Annotated in this window: 16 protein-coding genes; 12 read left to right on the top strand and 4 right to left on the bottom strand. The window is 54.1% G+C overall.

Annotated elements, in window-relative coordinates:
- Positions 1-8: 8 nt before the first annotated feature.
- From VSR74_RS12615 to queF, 3 genes are all read right to left on the bottom strand, one after another.
- Positions 9-1,298, bottom strand: a complete 1,290-nt coding sequence (locus VSR74_RS12615; RefSeq protein WP_347795059.1) for an HAAAP family serine/threonine permease — start codon at positions 1,296-1,298, stop codon at positions 9-11.
- Between the two features lie 560 nt (positions 1,299-1,858).
- On the bottom strand, positions 1,859-3,223 hold the full coding sequence (ppnN, locus tag VSR74_RS12620; protein ID WP_347795060.1) for a nucleotide 5'-monophosphate nucleosidase PpnN: 1,365 nt from the start codon (positions 3,221-3,223) through the stop codon (positions 1,859-1,861).
- A 269-nt stretch (positions 3,224-3,492) separates the two neighbouring features.
- A complete protein-coding gene (gene queF / locus VSR74_RS12625) occupies positions 3,493-4,338 on the bottom strand; it encodes an NADPH-dependent 7-cyano-7-deazaguanine reductase QueF (RefSeq protein WP_347795061.1) in 846 nt (281 codons plus the stop codon).
- A gap of 68 nt (positions 4,339-4,406) precedes the next feature.
- On the opposite strand from queF, the gene syd reads away from it, so the two are divergent.
- From syd to VSR74_RS12665, 8 genes are all read left to right on the top strand, one after another.
- The gene (gene syd / locus VSR74_RS12630; RefSeq protein ID WP_347795062.1) at positions 4,407-4,952 is read left to right on the top strand and encodes a SecY-interacting protein; all 546 of its coding nucleotides are present in this window, start codon (positions 4,407-4,409) and stop codon (positions 4,950-4,952) included.
- A gap of 683 nt (positions 4,953-5,635) precedes the next feature.
- Positions 5,636-5,965, top strand: coding sequence for a YqcC family protein (locus VSR74_RS12635; protein ID WP_347795063.1), 330 nt, complete (start codon positions 5,636-5,638; stop codon positions 5,963-5,965).
- Positions 5,965-6,741, top strand: a complete 777-nt coding sequence (truC, locus tag VSR74_RS12640) for a tRNA pseudouridine(65) synthase TruC (protein ID WP_347795064.1) — start codon at positions 5,965-5,967, stop codon at positions 6,739-6,741. Before VSR74_RS12635 ends, truC begins: the two co-directional genes overlap by 1 nt.
- A 21-nt stretch (positions 6,742-6,762) precedes the next feature.
- Positions 6,763-7,206: a flavodoxin gene (locus tag VSR74_RS12645; protein WP_347795065.1), complete on the top strand. Its 444-nt coding sequence runs from the start codon at positions 6,763-6,765 to the stop codon at positions 7,204-7,206.
- A 357-nt stretch (positions 7,207-7,563) separates the two neighbouring features.
- Entirely contained in the window at positions 7,564-8,922 is a 1,359-nt protein-coding gene (gene gudP, locus VSR74_RS12650; protein ID WP_347795066.1) for a galactarate/glucarate/glycerate transporter GudP, read from the top strand.
- Positions 8,919-10,259, top strand: a complete 1,341-nt coding sequence (locus VSR74_RS12655; RefSeq protein ID WP_347795067.1) for an enolase C-terminal domain-like protein — start codon at positions 8,919-8,921, stop codon at positions 10,257-10,259. Before gudP ends, VSR74_RS12655 begins: the two co-directional genes overlap by 4 nt.
- Before the next feature lie 13 nt (positions 10,260-10,272).
- Complete coding sequence (gene gudD, locus VSR74_RS12660; protein ID WP_347795249.1) at positions 10,273-11,613, top strand: glucarate dehydratase; 1,341 nt, start codon at positions 10,273-10,275, stop codon at positions 11,611-11,613.
- Positions 11,614-11,697: 84 nt separating this feature from the next.
- Complete coding sequence (locus tag VSR74_RS12665) at positions 11,698-12,837, top strand: glycerate kinase (protein WP_347795068.1); 1,140 nt, start codon at positions 11,698-11,700, stop codon at positions 12,835-12,837.
- A 192-nt stretch (positions 12,838-13,029) separates the two neighbouring features.
- Here the strand turns inward: VSR74_RS12665 and barA are convergent, their stop codons facing one another.
- Entirely contained in the window at positions 13,030-15,783 is a 2,754-nt protein-coding gene (gene barA, locus VSR74_RS12670; protein WP_347795069.1) for a two-component sensor histidine kinase BarA, read from the bottom strand.
- Between the two features lie 56 nt (positions 15,784-15,839).
- Here barA and rlmD point away from each other — a divergent pair, with 56 nt between their 5' ends.
- The 4 genes from rlmD to pyrG all read left to right on the top strand — a co-directional run bounded on the left by rlmD (position 15,840) and on the right by pyrG (position 22,273).
- On the top strand, positions 15,840-17,138 hold the full coding sequence (rlmD, locus tag VSR74_RS12675) for a 23S rRNA (uracil(1939)-C(5))-methyltransferase RlmD (protein WP_347795070.1): 1,299 nt from the start codon (positions 15,840-15,842) through the stop codon (positions 17,136-17,138).
- Between the two features lie 50 nt (positions 17,139-17,188).
- A complete protein-coding gene (gene relA, locus VSR74_RS12680) occupies positions 17,189-19,423 on the top strand; it encodes a GTP diphosphokinase (RefSeq protein WP_347795071.1) in 2,235 nt (744 codons plus the stop codon).
- Between the two features lie 71 nt (positions 19,424-19,494).
- Entirely contained in the window at positions 19,495-20,286 is a 792-nt protein-coding gene (mazG, locus tag VSR74_RS12685) for a nucleoside triphosphate pyrophosphohydrolase (RefSeq protein WP_347795072.1), read from the top strand.
- 349 nt (positions 20,287-20,635) lie between these two features.
- Positions 20,636-22,273, top strand: coding sequence for a glutamine hydrolyzing CTP synthase (gene pyrG / locus VSR74_RS12690; protein WP_347795073.1), 1,638 nt, complete (start codon positions 20,636-20,638; stop codon positions 22,271-22,273).
- The last annotated feature ends 56 nt before the right edge of the window (positions 22,274-22,329 follow it).

The following is a 22,329-nucleotide window of genomic DNA, read 5'->3' on the forward strand; positions in this document are numbered from 1 at the left end:
GGGGGATATTAGCTGAACAGAGAGTAGAAGATAGCGGAGATAGCAATCAGGCCCATAATCACAACGAATACGTTGCTGATGTGACCGCTGTATTTACGCATCGCCGGTACTTTCTGAATCGCATACATCGGCATCAGGAACAGAATCATCGCGATAACCGGGCCGCCCAGGGTTTCAATCATACCCAGGATGCTTGGGTTCAGGGTCGCCACAATCCAGGTGGTAACCAGCATGAACAGCGCAGTGATTTTGTTCAGTTTGTTGATTTCGATGGATTTGCCTTTGCCACGCAGAGACTTAATCACCATCCCGTTAAAGCCTTCACGTGCACCCAGGTAGTGGCCCAGGAACGATTTAGTGATAGCGATAATCGCGATAATTGGCGCCATCCATTCGATGAAGGAGACGTTAAAGTGGTTCGCCAGGTAAGACAGAATCGAGATGTTCTGTGCTTTTGCCGCCGCCAGGTCTGCCGGAGTCAGGCTCAGTACGCAACTGAAGACGAAGAACATCACCGTCAGCACCATCATGACGTGTGCGCATGCCAGGATTTTAGAACATTTTTTCTCTGCATCCTGACCGTACTCTTCACGTTTCGCCACGGCGAAGGAGGAGATGATCGGAGAGTGGTTAAAGGAGAAAACCATCACCGGAATTGCCAGCCACAGCGTCATCCACAGACCATTACCGGTAGAGTTTGCTGAGCTAAAGGACAGGGTTTCCAGCGCCGCGCCGCTCCACTGAGGAATGAGGTACAGAGCCAGCAACATCAGGGCTGCAACAAACGGGAATACCAGAATACTCATCGCTTTGACGATCATTTGCTCACCGAAGCGAACGATGGTCATCATGCCAACGATCAGGATCAGCGACAGAATCGCACGCGGCGGTGCAGTCATCTGTAACTGGTGCGTCATGAAGCTTTCAACGGTATTGGTGATGGCGACGCTGTATACCAACAAAATCGGGTAGATAGCGAAGAAGTAAAGCAGGGTAATCAGTTTGCCTGCGCCCACGCCAAAGTGCTCTTCAACCACTTCGGTGATGTCTTCGCCCGGGTTTTTACCGGACAGAACGAAGCGGGTCAGGCCGCGGTGTGCGAAGTAGGTCATTGGGAAGGCGAGAATTGCCATAATAATCAGCGGGATCATGCCGCCAACGCCTGCGTTAATCGGCAGGAACAATACGCCCGCGCCGATGGCTGTGCCGTAAAGACCCAGCATCCACATGGTATCAGTTTTGCGCCATCCGCTAGCGGATTCTGTTGACGCGATGGTGCTGGTTTGAGTGCTTTCCATCTGTTTCTCCTGGAGGAAGGAAAATTGTCGGTTTTTAGTTAATTCCAATGGAATTAGGGCCGACAGTAATATGAAATCTTTTTAGCGATGGTTTTTTTATGATTTTCACCCATCACTGTGACGGCCGGAAAGATACATTTAACTGATGAATCTATCAGTGATCATGATCCCAAATGTAATAATTCACTCCTCTTAGCTGTGTTTGCAGTTCATCTGCCTGTGATTGTTATTTGGGCAGAAATTTATGGTCGCAAAAGCTAGCATCAGCAGTATTGTTGGTAAACAGGGGAGGCTGTAAATTCGCGTTTTTCACCAATAAAAGTGTTTAAAACAGCGTTTTAGGTTGTTTATTTGTCTTTGTTGTCAATAATTAACGCTTTACTCAGAGCGCAAACGATTGAGGAAATGTAATAACAATAAGTGAGGGTTATTATTTTTTGTTCAGCGGTATCAGCGTGTATGTTGGGAAAAGTGCGTAAGGGCAGGGTTTTATGCTAATAGATTCAACGGGCAAGAGGGATAAGTCGCCCGAGGATCGGGCGACATTAAGGCTGGCGTTATCAGGCCATAATTTCGTAGCAAGGGATATATGCGGAGCCTGGCAGCTTCATACGGTGCTGGGCGACGAAACCCTGCAACAGATCGTCCATACGGCGCATCATCGCTTTATCGCCGTGGATCTTATACGGCCCGTGCTCTTCGATGGCGCGAATACCCACTTCTTTCACGTTACCGGCGACAATCCCTGAGAAGGCGCGGCGCAGGTCGGCGGCCAGTACTTCTACAGGTTGGTCAGGATAAAGTTTCAGGTTCGCCATGTTTTCATGGGTTGGTTCGAACGGCAATTGCAGGTCAGGGGCTATCTTAATCGACCAGTTAAAGCTGTAAGCATCGCCCGTATCGCGACGGTTCTCCTTCACCAGCGGCATCGCTTTTTTCATCTGACGGGCCACCTCTGCGGCATCATCTATGATGATTTTGTAGTGACGGCGCGCGCTTTCACCCAAAGTATGTACGATAAACTCATCCAGTACGCGGAAGTAGTCAGCGCTCTCTTTCGGGCCGGTAAGGATGAGCGGCAGCACCTGATTTTTATTCGCCGGATTCATCAGAATGCCCAGCAGGTAAAGCAGCTCTTCCGCCGTTCCGACGCCGCCGGGGAAGATGATAATACCGTGAGCGATACGCACAAACGCTTCGAGGCGTTTTTCAATATCCGGCATAATGATCAGCTCATTAACCAGCGGGTTAGGCGGTTCAGCGGCAATAATTGACGGTTCAGTCATGCCGATGAAACGGCCTTCTTTGTAACGCTGCTGTGCGTGACCTACCGCCGCGCCTTTCATCGGCGCTTCCATCGCGCCCGGGCCGCACCCGGTGCAGATATTTAGCTCGCGCAGGCCAAGCTGATTCCCCACACGACGCGCATACAGGTATTCATTTTCGTTAATTGAGTGACCGCCCCAGCAAACCACCATGCTCGGTGCTTCACCAACGTGCAGCGCCCGGGCGTTGCGCAGAATACTGAAAACCAGGTTAGTGATATGAGTTGAGCTTTCCAGATCGAGATTCGGGAAGCGCACGGTGTTATGGATTTGCCCGTAGACGAACAGGATATCGCGCAGAACGGCGAACAGGTTGGCCTGCAACGAGCGAATAATGTGACCATCAACGAACGCCTCTTCAGGCGGGTTGATGAGTTCAAGCTTCACGCCACGCTCGCGGCGCAGCACGTTAATGTCGAAATTCTCAAAACGGGACAGCAGTTCTTTACTGTTATCGGTCAGGCTGCCTGAATTTAGTACCGCCAGCGAGCAGTTACGAAACAGATGGTACAGGTCGCTGCTGGCCGTGCGTTTAAGCATATCGACTTCCAGTTGCGACAACATATCCATTGAGCCAAGCGGGCTAATATGTGTAATCAAGTGAGCTCCTTACGGGACGAGAATCGTCTTCCCTGCTGATTACAATAGCCTTGCCTGTAGGAATACTACAACCACCCTGTGCAGGAGAATGGCTGTAAATTGAGAAATTATTGAGGTTTGTGAGGGGGATGGGGGCCCTCACCCCGGCCCTCTCCCACAGGGAGAGGGAGAAAACAGCGCAGAACGTAACAATGTGCACAATCGGTTCCCTCTCAATGTGCACAATCGGTTCCCTCTCCCCGTGGGAGAGGGTTAGGGTGAGGGGGCCCTTACTGCCTGACCAGCCGACCAACCGCCGGTACAAATTCCGTATTCGAACGCCACGGGTTGATATCCAGCCCGCCGCGACGGGTATAGCGCGCATAAACGCTGAGTTTTTCCGGCTGACAGAAGCGCAGAATATCGCTGAAGATACGCTCGACACACTGCTCGTGAAATTCATTATGGTGGCGGAACGACACCAGATAACGCAGCAGCTTTTCGCGGTCAATCTGCGGCCCGCGATACTGAATTTGCACGGAGCCCCAGTCGGGCTGGTGAGTGATCAGGCAGTTGGATTTCAGCAGGTGGCTGACCAGCGTCTCTTCGACTGTTTTATTTGCCGTCGCGTTCAGCAGGTAGTCAGCATTAAACTCATAGTTATCAATCTCGATATCCTGAGAATCAATGCAGGTGCCGTGGAAGTGCGCAACAGGCTGCCCTTCAATCTCATCAAGACGATAAAGCGATACAGATACGTCACCCTGCGCGCAGGCGCGGAGATCGCGCTCAAGCGTATTACGAACGTCATCCCATGAGGCGAAGCGAGTCTGGTTAAAGCTGTTCAGGTAGAGCTTAAAGCTCTTGGATTCCACCAGATTCACGGTGGTGTGGCTCAGTTCCACATGGCCCACCGCTACCTGCGGCAATCCTCTGGCGTTCAGCCAGGAGAGTTCATACAACGTCCAGATATCACCGCCATGAAACGGTAGCGCATCGGCACGTAAATCGAGCGGATCGCGATTAAGGCTACGTGGAACACCCTGTAACAGTGCGGCATCGTAAGTATCACGGTAATCCGTTGATTTACCCAGTGTCAGGCCGCTCAGAGCCTGATGATTATCATAAGAAGACATGTTTCACCGTTATAAAGCAGGTAGACTATACGCCAAGTGTAACCTGACTAAACAGAAGAGAGAAATCGGTGGACCATCAGACTGCAGAAGCGCTCCAGGCTTTTACCCAACGTTATTGTGACGCATGGCAGCAGCAGAATCACTGCTGGCCGCGCAGCGAAGAGCTGTACGGCGTCGCCTCTCCCTGCATTGTGAATACCACCGATGATGCGGTTTTCTGGCAGCCGCTGCCATTTAGTGGTGAACAAAATGTAAATGCCGTTGAACGCGCGCTGGACATTGTGGTACAACCACCGCTTCATACTTATTATACCACTCAGTTTGCCGGCGATATGGAAGCGCGTTTTGCCGGGCAGCGACTGACGTTATTGCAGGTATGGAGCCCGGACGACTTTCGTCGTGTGCAGGAGAATCTGATCGGCCACCTGGTGACTCAGAAACGCCTGAAGCTATCGCCGACGCTGTTTATCGCCACTCTGGAAAGCGAACTGGATGTGATTTCCGTCTGTAATATGAGTGGTGAAGTGGTTAAAGAGACGCTCGGTACCCGTAAACGCCAGACACTCGCACCTTCTCTTGAGAGCTTTCTCAATCAATTAGACCCCGATTTGTAATCCACTTTGCCCGATTGTCTGTGAGAGATCTCTTACATGCCTTGTAGGAGATCGCCAGGACATAAGTAAGACAGGCACTGAATGATTTTTTTGTTTTCCTTACAAAACAAATAATTGAGATTTTCCTTAGGTACTTTCATATGAAAATGTCCTTACAGGATTGTCTGAAGAGGCCTTGTAAGACGGGGCGTAATAAGCGATTCTATCTCCGTCGACAAGGAGTCGCACAGTGAAGTGAACATCAGGATGATGGCACTTCAAACAGGACACACCAGGATGGTGCTTCAGGGACAGGCCTCAGGATGAGGTAAGTGGATACGCCAGGACGGTGTAACAAGGAAAGGCTTCAGGACGAGGCAAAAGGATAACGCCAGGATGCGTTAAAGGACACCTCCAGGATGGAGAATGAGAGCCGGTCAGGATGAGCGGTGGAGCAAGAAGTTCAGGACATACTCAAGGATTGGGTAGATTCGCATCGGGGTGGTGTGAGCAGGACGCAACAGTTTATGGATGAACAGGTCGCAAGACCGCAGGAAAAGTTGTCACGGACGAGCAGGGAGCACGAAAAGTAGCTGGAATGCTGCGAAACGAACCGGGAGCACTGTTTATACAGTGCTCCCTTTTTTTGTTTTGCGTTCGGCTGGTGGTATCCTGCGCGCGATTTCGTTTCTATCGAGGCTCCCATGACTTTTCACAATAATCTGCGCGAACAATTGCAATCCATCGAGGCGATGCTGCGCCTGCATCAACACTGGCAGGACGAAGCTCCAGATGCCAGTGCGTTCGCCAGCGATCAACCCTTCTGCATGGATACGCTGGAGCCGCTGGCGTGGTTACAGTGGGTATTGATTCCGCGTATGCATCAATTGCTGGATAACGGCGAGCCTCTGCCGCAACGGTTTGCCATCGCGCCTTACTATGAAATGGCGCTGGATGCGCAGCATCCGCAGCGCGATATTATTTTGCTTGAGCTGCAAAAGCTTGACGCCTTTTTTGCTGATGATGACAACTGATGCTGGAAATTATTTACCAGGATGAATGGCTGGTCGCTGTTAACAAACCTTCCGGTTGGTTAGTTCACCGTAGCTGGCTCGATCGCGATGAAAAAGTGGTGGTGATGCAGACGGTGCGTGACCAGATAGGTCAGCATGTGTTTACCGCCCACCGCCTTGACCGCCCGACTTCCGGCGTACTGCTGATGGGGCTTTCAAGCGAGGCAGGGCGGTTATTGTCGCAGCAGTTTGAACAGCACCAAATGCAGAAGCGTTATCATGCCATCGTGCGCGGCTGGTTGATGGATGAAGCGGTACTTGACTACCCGCTGGTGGAAGAGCTCGACAAGATTGCCGACAAATTTGCCAAAGAGAATAAAGAGCCGCAGCCTGCGGTGACGCACTATCGCGGGCTGGCGACGGTCGAGATGCCTGTGGCGACGGGACGATACCCCACCACTCGTTACGGGCTGGTTGAGCTGGAACCCAAAACCGGGCGCAAGCATCAGTTGCGTCGTCACCTCTCGCATTTGCGTCATCCTATTATTGGCGATAGCAAACATGGCGACCTGCGTCAGAACCGCAGCGCGGCAGAAAATTTCGGCTGTCAGCGCCTGATGCTGCATGCCAGTTCGCTCTCCCTGATGCATCCGTTTACCGGTGAGCCGCTTACGCTGCGCGCCGGGCTCGACGAAACGTGGATGCAGGCGCTGTCACACTTTGGCTGGCGCGGGCTTCTCCCTGATAACGAAAGGGTTGAGTTTGTCGGCGGGAGCGGTCAGGATGAGAACATCTGAAAGTAAACAGGGAGTTAAATCATGGCTGAAGTAGGGATTTTTGTTGGCACCATGTATGGTAATTCGCTGTTAGTCGCCGAAGAAGCGCAGGCGATTCTGGGCAATCAGGGTCATGCCGCAAAGGTTTTTGAAGACCCGCAAGTAAGCGACTGGGAAGAGTATGTGGGTAAATATGTGCTGGTTGTCACCTCGACGACCGGACAGGGCGATTTACCGGACAGCATTGTGCCGCTGTATAACGACCTCAAGGATATGTACCAGCCACATCTGCGCTACGGCATTATTGCTCTGGGCGACAGTACTTACGCTAATTTCTGCGGCGGCGGCAAAACCTTCGATGCATTATTACAGGAGCAGGGCGCTCAGCGCATCGGCGAAATGCTGATGATTGACGCCAGTGAAGACCCTGAGCCAGAAGGTGTTTCCAACCCCTGGGTTGAGCAATGGGCTACGTTGCTTAAATAAAGTGTCGCCCTCTCGTCACGCAGAGGGCGTTTACACCGCGTCAGGAGTACCTCTTCATACCCCTTCTTCCTCGTTTGTCCCGCTGACTTTTAGCAAACAGTTTTCATTTCCGTGAAGCATCTTCCAGTGCTTTGGGCAGAAGCCATAAATCTCTTTTAATTACCCCCTCAATGCTGTGTAGATGCACGGTGAGCCAGTATGCACCTCTTTTTATACTTCCTGAGCCAGTTATAAAACGCAGCAAGTCATGCATAACGACGCGCTGCGATAAAAACACCAATACGTCATTCTGATTACCCTACAGGTTGTGTTGTTCAGAGTGAATGTAGCCGAAAGCTATAATTCAGGAGTGCAACAATGAGTTCATTAAGTCAGGCTGCGAGCGCCGCTGAAAAGCGTACCAACGCTCGCTACTGGATAGTGGTGATGCTGTTTATCGTCACGTCGTTTAACTACGGAGACCGGGCGACGTTGTCGATTGCCGGTTCCGAAATGGCCAAAGATATTGGTCTTGACCCGGTGGGGATGGGATATGTTTTCTCCGCATTCTCCTGGGCTTACGTTATCGGGCAGATCCCCGGCGGCTGGTTACTCGACCGCTTCGGTTCAAAACGAGTCTACTTCTGGTCTATCTTCATCTGGTCGATGTTTACCCTGTTGCAGGGGTTCGTCGATATCTTTAGCGGTTTTGGCATTATCGTCGCACTCTTTACCCTGCGTTTCCTCGTCGGCCTTGCTGAATCCCCTTCTTTCCCCGGCAACAGTCGTATCGTTGCGGCCTGGTTCCCGGCACAGGAAAGGGGCACGGCGGTCGCGATTTTTAACTCCGCGCAGTACTTTGCCACGGTTATCTTCGCGCCGATCATGGGCTGGCTGACGCATGAGGTGGGCTGGTCGCATGTGTTCTTCTTTATGGGCGGGCTGGGGATCGTTATCAGCTTTATCTGGCTGAAAGTGATCCACGAACCGAATCAACATCCGGGCGTGAACAAAAAAGAGCTGGAGTACATCGCTGAAGGCGGCGCGCTGATCAACATGGATCAAAAAGGTGCGAAGGTAAAAGTGCCGTTTAGCGTCAAGTGGGGGCAGATCAGACAGTTGATCGGCTCGCGCATGATGGTTGGGATTTATATCGGCCAGTACTGTATCAACGCGCTAACCTACTTTTTCATCACCTGGTTCCCGGTTTATCTGGTGCAGGCGCGCGGTATGTCGATTCTGAAAGCAGGGTTTGTCGCCTCCGTTCCGGCGATTTGCGGATTTATTGGCGGCGTACTGGGTGGGGTTATCTCCGACTGGCTGATGCGTCGTACCGGTTCGCTGAACATTGCGCGTAAAACGCCGATCGTCATGGGCATGCTGCTATCGATGGTGATGGTGTTCTGTAACTATGTGAACGTCGAGTGGATGATTATCGGCTTTATGGCACTGGCCTTCTTCGGTAAAGGGGTTGGCGCACTGGGCTGGGCGGTAATGGCGGATACCGCGCCGAAAGAGATCAGCGGCCTTTCTGGCGGCCTGTTTAATATGTTCGGCAATATTTCGGGTATCGTGACGCCGATTGCGATTGGCTACATCGTCGGGACAACCGGCTCTTTCAACGGCGCGCTGATCTACGTCGGTATTCATGCGCTGGTGGCGGTGCTGAGCTATCTGGTGCTGGTGGGCGATATTAAACGTATCGAACTGAAACCTGTTGCGGGGCAATCATCATGACAACGCAATCGAGCCCCGTAATCACGGATATGAAGGTCATTCCCGTTGCCGGGCATGACAGTATGCTGCTCAATATTGGCGGCGCGCACAATGCGTACTTCACGCGCAATATTGTAGTGCTGACTGACAACGCCGGGAATACCGGCGTCGGGGAAGCGCCGGGTGGCGAGGTGATTTACCAGACGCTGGTGGACGCCATTCCTGTGGTGCTGGGGCAGGAGATCGCCCGCCTGAATAAAGTGGTTCAGCAGGTGCATAAGGGGAATCAGGCGGCGGATTTCGACACCTTTGGTAAAGGAGCATGGACGTTTGAGTTGAAGGTTAACGCGGTGGCGGCGCTGGAGGCCGCACTGCTTGACCTGCTGGGCAAAGCGCTGAATGTCCCGGTTTGTGAACTGCTGGGGCCGGGGAAGCAGCGCGATGCGGTCACGGTGCTCGGTTATCTCTTTTACGTCGGCGACCGCCGCAAAACCGATTTGCCCTATCTGGAAAATACACCGGGCAGCCATGACTGGTACCATTTGCGTCACCAGGAGGCGCTCTCCAGCGAGGCGCTGGTGCGGCTGGCGGAAGCCTCGCAGGATCGCTACGGTTTTAAAGATTTCAAACTCAAAGGCGGCGTGCTGCCGGGCGAGCAGGAGATTGAATCAGTAAAAGCGCTGAAAAAACGCTTCCCGGATGCGCGGATCACCGTCGACCCGAACGGCGCCTGGCTGCTGGATGAAGCGATCTCGCTGTGTAAGGGGCTCAACGATGTGCTGACCTACGCGGAAGATCCGTGTGGCGCAGAGCAGGGCTTCTCCGGGCGAGAAGTGATGGCGGAATTTCGTCGCGCCACCGGCCTGCCGGTCGCCACCAACATGATCGCCACTAACTGGCGTGAAATGGGGCATGCGGTGATGCTCAATGCGGTGGATATCCCACTGGCTGACCCGCACTTCTGGACGCTCTCCGGCGCGGTGCGCGTGGCGCAGATGTGCGACGAGTGGGGACTGACCTGGGGTTGCCACTCCAACAACCATTTCGACATCTCGCTGGCGATGTTTACCCACGTTGGCGCCGCCGCGCCGGGTAATCCGACAGCGATTGATACTCACTGGATCTGGCAGGAGGGCGATGCGCGCCTGACCGAAAATCCGCTACAGATCGCTCACGGCAAAATTGCCGTTCCCGATGCGCCCGGACTGGGCGTCGAGCTGGACTGGGATCAGGTGCAGAAAGCGCACGAAACGTATAAAAGCCTACCGGGCGGCGCGCGTAATGACGCGGGCCCGATGCAGTATCTGATCCCCGGCTGGACATTTGACCGCAAACGTCCCGTTTTCGGCCGCAATTAATTAAAAGGACTGAATCATGTCTCAAACTTCAACGCCAGTTGTCACTTCCATGCAGGTCATCCCGGTGGCGGGTCACGATAGTATGCTGATGAACCTGAGCGGGGCGCATGCACCGTTCTTTACCCGCAACATCGTGGTGATTAAAGACAATTCCGGTCATACGGGCGTGGGGGAAATTCCCGGCGGCGAGAAAATTCGCACCACGCTTGAAGATGCCATTCCGCTGGTGGTCGGCAAAACGCTGGGTGAATACAAGAACGTTCTGACGCTGGTGCGTAATACTTTCGCCGATCGTGATTCCGGCGGTCGCGGTCTGCAAACTTTCGACCTGCGTACCACCATTCATGTGGTCACGGGTATTGAAGCGGCGATGCTCGATCTGCTCGGCCAGCATTTGGGCGTAAACGTTGCTTCTTTGCTAGGCGATGGTCAGCAGCGCAGCGAAGTGGAGATGCTCGGCTACCTGTTCTTCGTCGGCAACCGTAAAGCGACGCCGCTGCCGTATCAGAGCCAGCCGGATGAGCAATGCGACTGGTACCGTCTGCGCCACGATGAAGCGATGACCCCGGACGCGGTGGTGCGCCTGGCGGAAGCCGCGTATGAAAAATATGGCTTTAACGACTTTAAACTGAAAGGCGGCGTGCTGGCCGGGGAAGAAGAAGCGGAATCCATCGTGGCGCTGGCTAAACGCTTCCCGCAGGCGCGCGTTACGCTCGATCCTAACGGTGCATGGTCGCTCAACGAGGCGATTAAAATCGGCAAATACCTGAAGGGCGTGCTGGCGTATGCGGAAGATCCTTGCGGTGCTGAACAGGGCTTCTCCGGGCGTGAGGTGATGGCGGAGTTCCGCCGCGCGACTGGCCTGCCGACCGCGACCAACATGATCGCCACCGACTGGCGTCAGATGGGCCATACGCTCTCCCTGCAATCGGTCGACATTCCGCTGGCAGACCCGCACTTCTGGACTATGCAGGGCTCGGTACGGGTGGCGCAGATGTGTCATGAATTTGGCCTGACCTGGGGTTCGCACTCCAATAACCATTTCGACATCTCGCTGGCGATGTTCACCCATGTTGCAGCGGCGGCGCCCGGGAATGTGACGGCGATTGATACTCACTGGATTTGGCAAGAGGGGAACCAGCGCCTCACCAAACAACCGTTTGAAATTAAAGGCGGTATGGTACAGGTGCCGACGACGCCTGGGCTGGGTGTCGAGCTGGATATGGATCGCGTTATGCAGGCTAACGAGCTTTATAAGAAGCATGGCCTGGGCGCTCGTGATGATGCGATGGGGATGCAGTACCTCATCCCCAACTGGACGTTTGATAATAAGCGTCCTTGCATGGTGCGTTGATCAAAATGCCGATCCCTGCCGGGGTCGGCATTTTTTCTGATTCAGATGTAAGATCATGGCTCAACCCACGCATAAGGACAGCCAATGAAGATTGTAATTGCCCCGGATTCTTACAAGGAAAGCCTGAGTGCGCTGGAGGTTGCCAGCGCGATTGAGCGTGGTTTTCGCGAAATCTATCCCGAGGCTGACTACCATAAACTTCCTGTTGCGGATGGTGGCGAAGGTACCGTTGAGGCAATGGTCACTGCCACTCAGGGGCGTATCGTAGAGATAGACGTCACCGGCCCACAGGGCGACACCGTGCAGGGGTTTTATGGCCTCTCAGGCGATGGGCGAAGCGCCTTTATTGAAATGGCGGCGGCTAGCGGCCTGGAGCTTGTGCCTGCCGATAAACGTTGCCCGCTGACCACCACCTCCTGGGGAACCGGGGAACTGATTCGCCACGCCTTAGACGCGGGGGTTAAGCATATTATTATTGGCCTCGGCGGCAGTGCGACCAATGACGGTGGCGCAGGCATGGTACAGGCGCTGGGTGTAAAACTGCTGACGGCGGATAACCAGGCGATTGCGCCAGGCGGCGCAGGGCTGGAAACACTGGCGCATATTGATATTCGCGAACTGGATACGCGGCTGGCGGAGTGTCGCATTGAAGTCGCTTGTGATGTCACTAATCCGTTGACCGGGGAAGAGGGCGCATCTGCGGTGTTTGGCCCGCAGAAAGGGGCGACGGCGAAGATGATTACCCGCCTCGATGCCGCGCTGACGCACTATGCGCAGTGCCTTAAAAGGGATCTGGGGATTGACGTGCTTCAACTGGAAGGCGGCGGTGCGGCAGGCGGAATGGGCGCGGCGCTGTATGCTTTTTGCGGTGCCGAGCTTCGCCCGGGTATTGAAATTGTCACTGATGCGCTGCATCTCGATAAGCTGGTGGCCGACGCCGATCTTGTGATCACCGGGGAAGGTCGCATCGATAGCCAGACGATTCACGGCAAAGTCCCCGTAGGCGTGGCTCGCGTAGCGAAGCGTTATCACGTACCGGTCATCGCCATTGGCGGCAGCCTGACGCCGGATGTCGGCGTGGTGTATGAACATGGGCTGGATGCGGTGTTTAGTGTGCTGTATCGCATCTGCACGCTGGAAGACGCATTGCGGGATGCCGAAGATAATCTGTTTATGACGGCGCGAAATATCGCGGCGATGTTGAGGATGGGGGAGCGGTTGTAGTTTTCTGCCCCTCACCCTAACCCTCTCCCCAAAGGGGAGAGGGGACTGACCGAGTCGATTTAGCAGAACAGCGCAGGTTTTCACCCTCTCCCCAAAGGGAAGAAGAGGGGACTGACTGAGCCGATTTAGCAGAACAGCGCAGGTTTTCACCCTCGCCCCTTTGGGGAGAGGGCCGGGGTGAGGGGACACCACTCACCCCAACACCTTCTTCGTTTCACGCGTCACGTTATCCATCTCATCCAGCAGTTCCAGGAACTCTGGTTCAAGCTCTTCCGCTGGCGTACCGTTACGCAATTGCCCTTCAATCAGATGACACAGATGCTTCAGGCGCGGCACACCGCTGTAGCCGCAGCTTCCGTGCAATTTATGAATCGCATCCACCAGATTTTCAGGCTTTTCGCCTACCAGTTGCTCTTCAACTTTATTTCGCACCTCTGGCAGATAGGCAACCAGCATTTGCAGCATCTCGCGCGCCAAATCGGGTTTATATGCGGCCTGGCGCAGCGCCAACTGCCAGTCGAGCGTCGTGTTGAGATCGACCGCCGGTTCGACATGTTCGGCCACGACAGGCATTGCCGCGGCATTAAGCCCCGGTTTATAGCGCAACAGAAGATTGCGTAATTTGCCCTCTTCAATCGGTTTCGCCAGATAGTCGTTCATGCCTGCGCTCAGCAGCTTCTCTTTCTGCCCGGCCATGGCGTGCGCGGTAACGGCAATCACCGGCGTTTGTTGCTGATGCGGTAGCTGGCGGATCAACTCGCAGGCGCGAATACCATCGATATCCGGCATCTGTATGTCCATCAGAATCAAATCGAACTGCATTTCACGGGCGCGTTCGATCGACTGTTGGCCACTTTCGCACAGCTCAACATGTTGCACCTGATCGCTGAGCAGCGCGCCAATCAGCTTCAGGTTGGCCGGGTTATCATCGACGGCCATCACGGTCATTGCGATGCGTGGATCCTCCGTCTGATGTTCCAGCACGGGTTGTTCTGTGTGGCAAAGATCCGTTAATGCCGGTAACAGCCGGGTCGACGTCAGTGGTTTCAGCAAACAAGCCGCCGCGCCCTCTTTTTTCAATGCTTCGGCATCAACCTGCGCATGGCAAGGGAGTGCGAGAAGCAGATAGTCAGTCATCGCCCGAGCCTGCGCCAGTTTTGCACGATGGTGTTCCAGGTCGCGTACCGAAACCGGAATCGCCGCCAGCATCATGTCGTAATGCTTAACCGGCAGCGCAGAGAATGTCTGACTGTAAATCACTTCCAGCGGCGTTGAGGCCAGCATTTCCAGCGTGGCCTGAGCCGCAGCCGCATTCGCTTCCACATATGCCAGCGTTTTTCCGCTCAGACACTGCGTTGACACACCGTCTGCGGCAACATTGGGGTTGAGATCCAGGTTGATATTGAACCAGAAGGTTGAGCCGCGATTCGGCTGACTGTGGAAGGAGATATCCCCGCCCATCTCTTTGACCAGTTTTTGCGTGATAACCAGCCCCAGCCCGGTGCCTCCGTGGCGGCGGGAAATGCTGGCGTCAGCCTGGCGGAACGCCTGGAACAGCCGGGACTGATCGCGTTCCGGAATACCGATCCCTGTATCGCGGATCTGGACTTCAATCTGAACTTTATTGTTACTGAGCGCGCGTTTCTCAACCAGCACGTCAATGTTGCCATGCTCGGTAAACTTAATCGCATTGCCGACCAGGTTGGTGATCACCTGTTGCAGGCGCAACGGGTCGCCAATCACGTTATCAGGCACATCGTTTTTGATATTAAGCGTTAGCTCCAGCCCCTTGTCGTGAGCCGAGTGGGCGAGTAGCGTCACCACTTCATCAAGCGAGTTACGCAGCGGGAACGGAATACTTTCCAGAATCAGCTTGCCGGCTTCCAGCTTCGAGAAATCGAGCACGTCGTTGATGATGGCCAGCAGATTGTTGGCCGAGCGTTCAATGGTGCTGAGGTGGTCGCGCTGTGTCGGGTTAAGCTCGCTTTTCAGCGTCAGGCGGGTGAAGCCAATGACACCGTTGAGTGGTGTACGTAGCTCGTGGGACATGTTGGCCAGGAACTCAGACTTAATACGCGCCGCTTCCTGGGCGCGTTTTTTCGCCAGATCCAGCTCGACGTTCTGGATCTCCATCTGCTCAAGCGTTTCACGCAGGTCAGAGGTCGCCTGGTCAACGTTGTGCTGCATCTCTTCGTGATAAGCCGCCAGCGACATCGCCATCGAGTTGATGCCATTTTTCAGCATATCCAGCTCGCCGAGCATAAAGCCTTCGACGCGGCTGTCGAGTTGCCCGCGTCGGATGCGGTCAACGGTGTTGACCATGTTGCGAATCGGCCCGGTGACGTCGCGCATCAGTCGCCAGCCGAAGATCAGCGCAATACCAATACAGAACAGCATCATCACGCTGGAGATGAAAATCTCTTTGTACTGCTGAAGCCGCACGGAGCGGAGATCCAGTTCCAGCGCCACATAGCCCAGCATATTCACCGGAGTCTTGGCATCTGATTGTGGTGATTCATCCGGCGAATAGTGTTCGGAAATGATCGGCGTGCGCAGAATCATGATATCGCCGTGGCGCGTAACGCTAAGCCGTCGGGGGAAGGGTTGTCCCGTTGGCAAACGCAGTTCGGTGGGATCAAGCTGATAGTTTGAGGTGACGAACAGCCTGTTGTGTTCGTCATACACCGAAATCGCCCGCACTATGTCTGAGTGGCGGCGATGCAATACGCTGATGAGCTGGCCAATGGATTCGCGATTTTGCAAATTCATTCCGTATTCGCTGGAGACGGCAAGTGGCTCGATGATACTGGCACCAGCGTCTTCAAGTTGACGCTGCAGGTCGTTATAGCGGTGAACGACGAAAAAGATGCTGAGCAGTAAACCGATGAGTACGGTCGGGGCCAGGATCAAAATCATCATGCGCGCACGCAGGCTGTAGTTGGTCATGAAGGTCCGTTGTGGGAGAATCAGGGTAATATGTTTTTTTGAGAAAAATCTCTACGATGGCGCAATTCTACTCTGCAAAACGGCGCGTGACGACGCGCCAGATCATAACTGTGACAGTCAGTGACCTTGACCCATTTGGGCAGGGGGTCGCGAGACATAACGGTAAAGCACTATTTATCAATGGATTGCTTCCTGAAGAACGTGCTGAAATCACCATTACGGAAGATAAAAAACAGTACGCTCGCGGTAAGGTTAAACGTCGATTAAGCGACAGCCCGGAACGTGAAACGCCTCGTTGTCCCCATTTTGGTGTCTGCGGCGGCTGCCAGCAGCAGCATGCCACTATTGCACTACAGCAGCGCAGCAAGCAGGCTGCACTGGCGCGTTTGATGAAACGCGAGGTTGAAGAGGTGATTTCGGCGCAGCCCTGGGGCTACCGCCGCCGGGCGCGTCTGAGCCTAAATTATCAGCCGAAAACGCAGCAATTGCAGATGGGGTTTCGTCAGTCTGGCGCCAACGATATTGTCGATGTAGTGCAATGCCCGGTTTTGGTGCCCGCTCTTGGTGTGTTGCTGGTGCCGCTGCGTGAATGTCTGAACACATTGCAGAGTAAACGTAGCCTGGGGCACATCGAGTTAGTGAGCGCCGACAACTGCTCATTGATGGTGCTCCGCCATACGGCACCGCTCAGCGCGCAGGATAAAGAAAAACTGGAACGCTTTTCGCATTCTTTTGGACTTTCCCTGTATCTCGCGCCAGAAAGCGAGATACTTGAACGCGTAATCGGTGAAGCTCCCTGGTATTCCTCAGACGGGCTACGCTTAACGTTCAGCCCGCGCGACTTCATCCAGGTGAACGATGGTGTAAACCAGAAAATGGTTGCCACGGCGCTGGCGTGGCTGGACGTTCAGCCAGACGATCGGGTACTTGACCTCTTTTGCGGCATGGGCAACTTTACGCTGCCGCTGGCAAAACGCGCAGCCAGCGTGATTGGTGTCGAGGGGGTTCCGGCGCTGGTAGCGAAAGGGCAGGAAAATGCCGCGTTCAATCAGTTACAGAATGTCACGTTTTTCCATGAGAATCTGGAAGAGGATGTGACCCGTCAAAGCTGGGCGAAGCACGGCTTTGACAAAATTTTACTCGACCCTGCCCGCGCAGGAGCGCCAGGTGTGATGCAACATATTCTAAAATTATCCCCTGCGCGGATTGTGTATGTCTCCTGCAACCCGGCAACGCTGGCGCGTGATAGCGAGGCGCTGTTAAGTGCGGGGTACCAAATTCAGCGTATGGCAATGCTTGATATGTTCCCGCACACTGGGCATCTGGAATCGATGGTGTTGTTTGAGCGTAAGTAATAATCGCGGCTTGCCGACTTCGGCAGGCCCGGTCCGTTAAGGAGAGGACAATGGTTGCGGTAAGAAGTGCACATCTAAATAAAGCTGGTGAGTTTGACTCACAAAAATGGATCTCAAGCCTGGGAATTACCAGCCAGCAGTCGTGTGAGCGCTTAGCCGAGACCTGGGATTATTGTCGACAGCACACACAGGATCACCCGGATGCCGAGCTGCTGCTCTGGCGTGGGGTTGAGATGGTGGAAATTCTGTCGATGCTCAGCATGGATAACGATACCCTGCGCGCGGCCTTACTGTTCCCGTTAGTGGATGCTAACGTCGTCTCTGAAGAGGTGCTTGCCGAAAGCGCCGGAAAATCAGTGGTGACGTTAATCCACGGCGTGCGCGATATGGCGGCAATACGCCAGTTGAAAGCCACCCATACCGATTCCGTGTCGTCCGATCAGGTCGATAACGTGCGCCGCATGCTGCTGGCGATGGTTGACGACTTCCGTTGCGTGGTCATTAAACTGGCTGAACGTATCGCGCACCTGCGCGAAGTGAAAGACGCGCCGGAAGATGAACGCGTACTGGCGGCGAAAGAGTGCACCAACATCTACGCGCCGCTGGCTAACCGACTCGGTATCGGCCAGCTCAAGTGGGAGCTGGAAGATTACTGCTTCCGCTATCTGCACCCGGCGGAATATAAGCGCATTGCCAAACTGCTGCATGAACGTCGTATTGACCGCGAACACTATATTGCTGAGTTCGTGGGGCATCTGCGCGCCGAAATGAAAACCGAAGGTGTGAAAGCGGAAGTGTATGGCCGGCCGAAACACATCTACAGCATCTGGCGCAAAATGCAGAAAAAACAGCTCGCCTTCGATGAGTTGTTTGACGTGCGCGCAGTGCGTATCGTCGCTGAACGCTTGCAGGACTGCTACGCCGCTCTGGGGATAGTACATACTCACTATCGCCACCTGCCGGATGAGTTTGACGACTACGTTGCCAACCCAAAACCGAACGGCTATCAGTCGATCCACACCGTGGTGCTGGGGCCTGGCGGCAAAACGATTGAGATTCAGATTCGCACCAAACAGATGCACGAGGATGCAGAACTGGGCGTCGCCGCGCACTGGAAATACAAAGAGGGCACGGCGGCGCCTGGCCCGCGTAGCGGTCATGAAGATCGCATCGCCTGGCTGCGTAAGCTGATTGCGTGGCAGGAGGAGATGGCTGACTCCGGCGAAATGCTCGACGAAGTGCGCAGCCAGGTCTTTGACGACCGCGTGTATGTGTTTACGCCGAAAGGCGACGTGGTGGATCTACCGGCGGGCTCGACGCCGCTTGATTTCGCCTACCACATCCACAGCGATGTCGGCCACCGTTGCATCGGCGCGAAAATAGGCGGGCGCATCGTGCCGTTCACCTATCAGTTGCAGATGGGCGATCAGATTGAAATCATCACCCAGAAGCAGCCGAACCCGAGCCGTGACTGGCTGAACCCGAACCTGGGTTACGTCACCACCAGCCGCGGGCGTTCGAAAATCCACGCCTGGTTCCGTAAACAGGATCGCGACAAGAACGTGCTTGCCGGGCGTCAGATCCTCGATGACGAACTGGAGCATCTGGGAATCAGCCTGAAAGAAGCCGAAAAACATCTGCTGCCGCGCTACAACTTCAACGATGTGGAAGAGTTGTTAGCGGCGATTGGCGGCGGTGATATTCGCCTTAATCAGATGGTTAACTTCCTGCAGGCGCAGTTCAACAAACCAAGCGCGGCAGAAGAAGATGCGGCGGCGCTGAAGCAATTGCAGCAGAAAACCTACGCGCCGCAAAACCGCAGCAAAGATAATGGCCGCGTGGTGGTGGAAGGCGTTGGCAACCTGATGCACCACATCGCCCGCTGCTGCCAGCCGATCCCGGGGGATGAGATCGTCGGTTTTATCACTCAGGGGCGTGGCATTTCTGTGCACCGTGCCGACTGCGAACAACTGGTCGAACTGCGAGCGCATGCGCCAGAACGCCTGGTGGATGCCGTTTGGGGAGAGAGCTACTCGGCGGGCTACTCGCTGGTGGTTCGCGTCACGGCGAATGACCGTAGCGGCCTGCTGCGTGACATCACCACCATTCTTGCCAACGAGAAGGTCAATGTGCTGGGCGTAGCCAGCCGCAGCGATACCAAACAGCAGATGGCGACTATCGATATGACGATTGAGATCTACAACTTACAAGTGCTGGGGCGCGTACTCGGCAAGCTCAATCAGGTGCCGGATGTGATTGACGCGCGGCGGTTGCACGGCGGTTAATTCAATATGCAGGCCGGATAGCGACTTCGTCTTATCCGGCCTCGCTCTCTTCACTTTTCCAGGATGTTTACATGGATCCAATCACTCGTCTACTCACCATTATGCAGCGCCTGCGCGACCCGCAAAGCGGCTGCCCGTGGGATAAAGAACAAACTTACAGCACCATCGCCCCCTACACCCTTGAAGAGACCTATGAAGTGCTCGACGCCATCGCCCGCGAAGACTTTGACGATCTGCGCGGCGAGCTGGGCGACCTGTTATTCCAGGTGGTTTTTTACGCACAAATGGCTCAGGAAGAGGGGCGTTTTGACTTCAATGATATCTGTACGGCCATCAGCGACAAACTGGAGCGGCGTCACCCGCATATTTTCGCTGATGCCACCGCGGGAAACAGCCGCGAAGTGCTGGCTCGCTGGGAGGAAATAAAAACCGCTGAACGTGCTGAAAAAGCACAAACGTCGGCGCTGGATGACATTCCCCATAGTTTCCCGGCGCTGATGCGCGCGCACAAAATTCAAAAGCGTTGCTCTGCGGTCGGCTTCGACTGGACGACGCTCGGCCCGGTACTGGACAAAGTACATGAAGAAATCGACGAAGTGATGCACGAAGCGAAGCAGGCTGTTGTCGACGAAGCCAAACTGGAGGAAGAGGTGGGCGACTTACTGTTTGCCACCGTCAATCTCTCTCGCCATTTAGGCGTAAAAGCCGAAACTGCGCTGCAAAAGGCGAACCTCAAATTTGAGCGTCGTTTTCGTGAAGTTGAGCGAATTGTCGCCGCCAGAGGCCTGGAAATGACCGGAGTCGATCTGAATACGATGGAAGAGGTCTGGCAAGAGGTAAAACGACAGGAAACTGATCTCTAAGGGAATTTCGCGATCAAGCGCAATTTGTGTGATTTTTTAAATGACAAGCGCTTGATTTGCGTCAAAAACATTTAGCCAAAAGCGGCTATTTTCTCACTCCTTATCTCTGTTGAGACTCCGTGCTGAGACGCGTTCGTCACTTATTCGTGAGACATCAAGGCGATAATGGAGTAATTCCCCCGGATAATAGCAGTGCAATGCCCTGTAAAATCCGGAGAAAACCAACATTAACGCGGCCTGAAGAACATAGGGGAGGGAGAATGAAAGTTTGTGGCGCTCGTTATGTTCGGGTATACTGTTTTCCCGTCCTGGTTATTCCATCGTTTCACCCTAACTTCTCAGGTTCAGCATGACAACGAACTATATTTTTGTGACCGGCGGGGTCGTATCCTCTCTGGGTAAAGGCATTGCCGCAGCCTCCCTGGCAGCCATTCTTGAAGCCCGTGGCCTCAACGTAACCATGATGAAACTGGATCCGTACATCAACGTCGATCCAGGCACCATGAGCCCGATCCAACACGGCGAAGTGTTCGTTACTGAAGACGGCGCAGAAACCGATCTGGACCTGGGGCACTACGAGCGTTTCATCCGCACCAAAATGAGCCGCCGTAACAACTTCACCACCGGTCGTATCTACTCAGACGTTCTGCGCAAAGAGCGCCGTGGCGACTATCTTGGCGCGACCGTTCAGGTTATTCCACACATTACTAACGCCATTAAAGAGCGCGTCCTTGCGGGCGGCGAAGGCCATGATGTAGTGCTGGTTGAAATCGGTGGTACTGTCGGTGATATCGAATCTCTGCCGTTCCTTGAAGCGATTCGCCAGTTGGCGGTGGATATCGGCCGTGAACACGCGCTGTTCATGCACCTGACTCTGGTGCCTTATCTGGCGGCTGCGGGTGAAGTCAAAACCAAACCGACTCAGCACTCTGTAAAAGAGTTGCTGTCCATCGGTATTCAGCCAGACATTCTGGTTTGCCGCTCCGATCGCGCGATTCCTGCCAACGAACGTGCAAAAATTGCATTGTTCTGTAACGTGCCAGAAAAAGCCGTTATTTCGATGAAAGATGTCGATTCCATTTATAAAATTCCAGGCCTGTTGAAATCACAGGGGTTGGATGAGTATATTTGTAAACGATTCAGCTTGAACTGTCCGGAAGCTAACCTGTCTGAATGGGAACAGGTTATCTATGAAGAAGCTAACCCGGCAGGCGAAGTAACGATTGGTATGGTTGGCAAGTACATCGAACTGCCGGATGCCTACAAATCCGTTATCGAAGCGCTGAAACACGGTGGTCTGAAAAATCGTGTAACCGTCAACATCAAATTGATCGATTCGCAAGATGTTGAAACACGAGGCGTCGAAATCCTGAAAGATTTAGATGCTATCCTGATTCCTGGTGGTTTCGGCTACCGTGGTGTCGAAGGTAAGATTGCCACTGCACGCTATGCGCGTGAAAACAATATTCCTTATCTGGGCATTTGCCTGGGTATGCAGGTTGCGTTGATTGAGTTTGCACGTAATGTGGCGGGTATGGATAACGCCAACTCTACGGAATTTGTGCCAGACTGTAAGTACCCGGTTGTGGCGCTTATTACCGAGTGGCGTGACGAAGAAGGCAACGTCGAAGTTCGTACTGAGAAGAGCGATCTCGGCGGCACCATGCGCCTCGGCGCACAGCAGTGCCAGCTCTCCGACGATAGCCTGGTTCGTCAGTTGTACAATGCGCCAACTATCGTTGAGCGTCATCGTCACCGCTACGAAGTCAACAATATGCTGTTGAAACAGATTGAAGCTGCAGGTCTGCGCGTTGCGGGCCGTTCCGGGGATGATCAGTTGGTCGAGATCATCGAAGTTCCGAATCATCCGTGGTTCGTTGCTTGTCAGTTCCATCCGGAGTTTACTTCTACACCTCGTGATGGTCATCCGCTGTTCGCAGGCTTTGTAAAAGCTGCCGGCGAGTACCAGAAGCGTCAGGCGAAGTAAGTAAAAAAGTTAGAACGGCAACGCCCCATGAGGGGCGTTGTTTGTCTGGAGTTTTA

Source organism: Pseudocitrobacter cyperus (assembly GCF_039889165.1).
GTDB classification, from domain to species: Bacteria; Pseudomonadota; Gammaproteobacteria; order Enterobacterales; family Enterobacteriaceae; genus Pseudocitrobacter; species Pseudocitrobacter cyperus.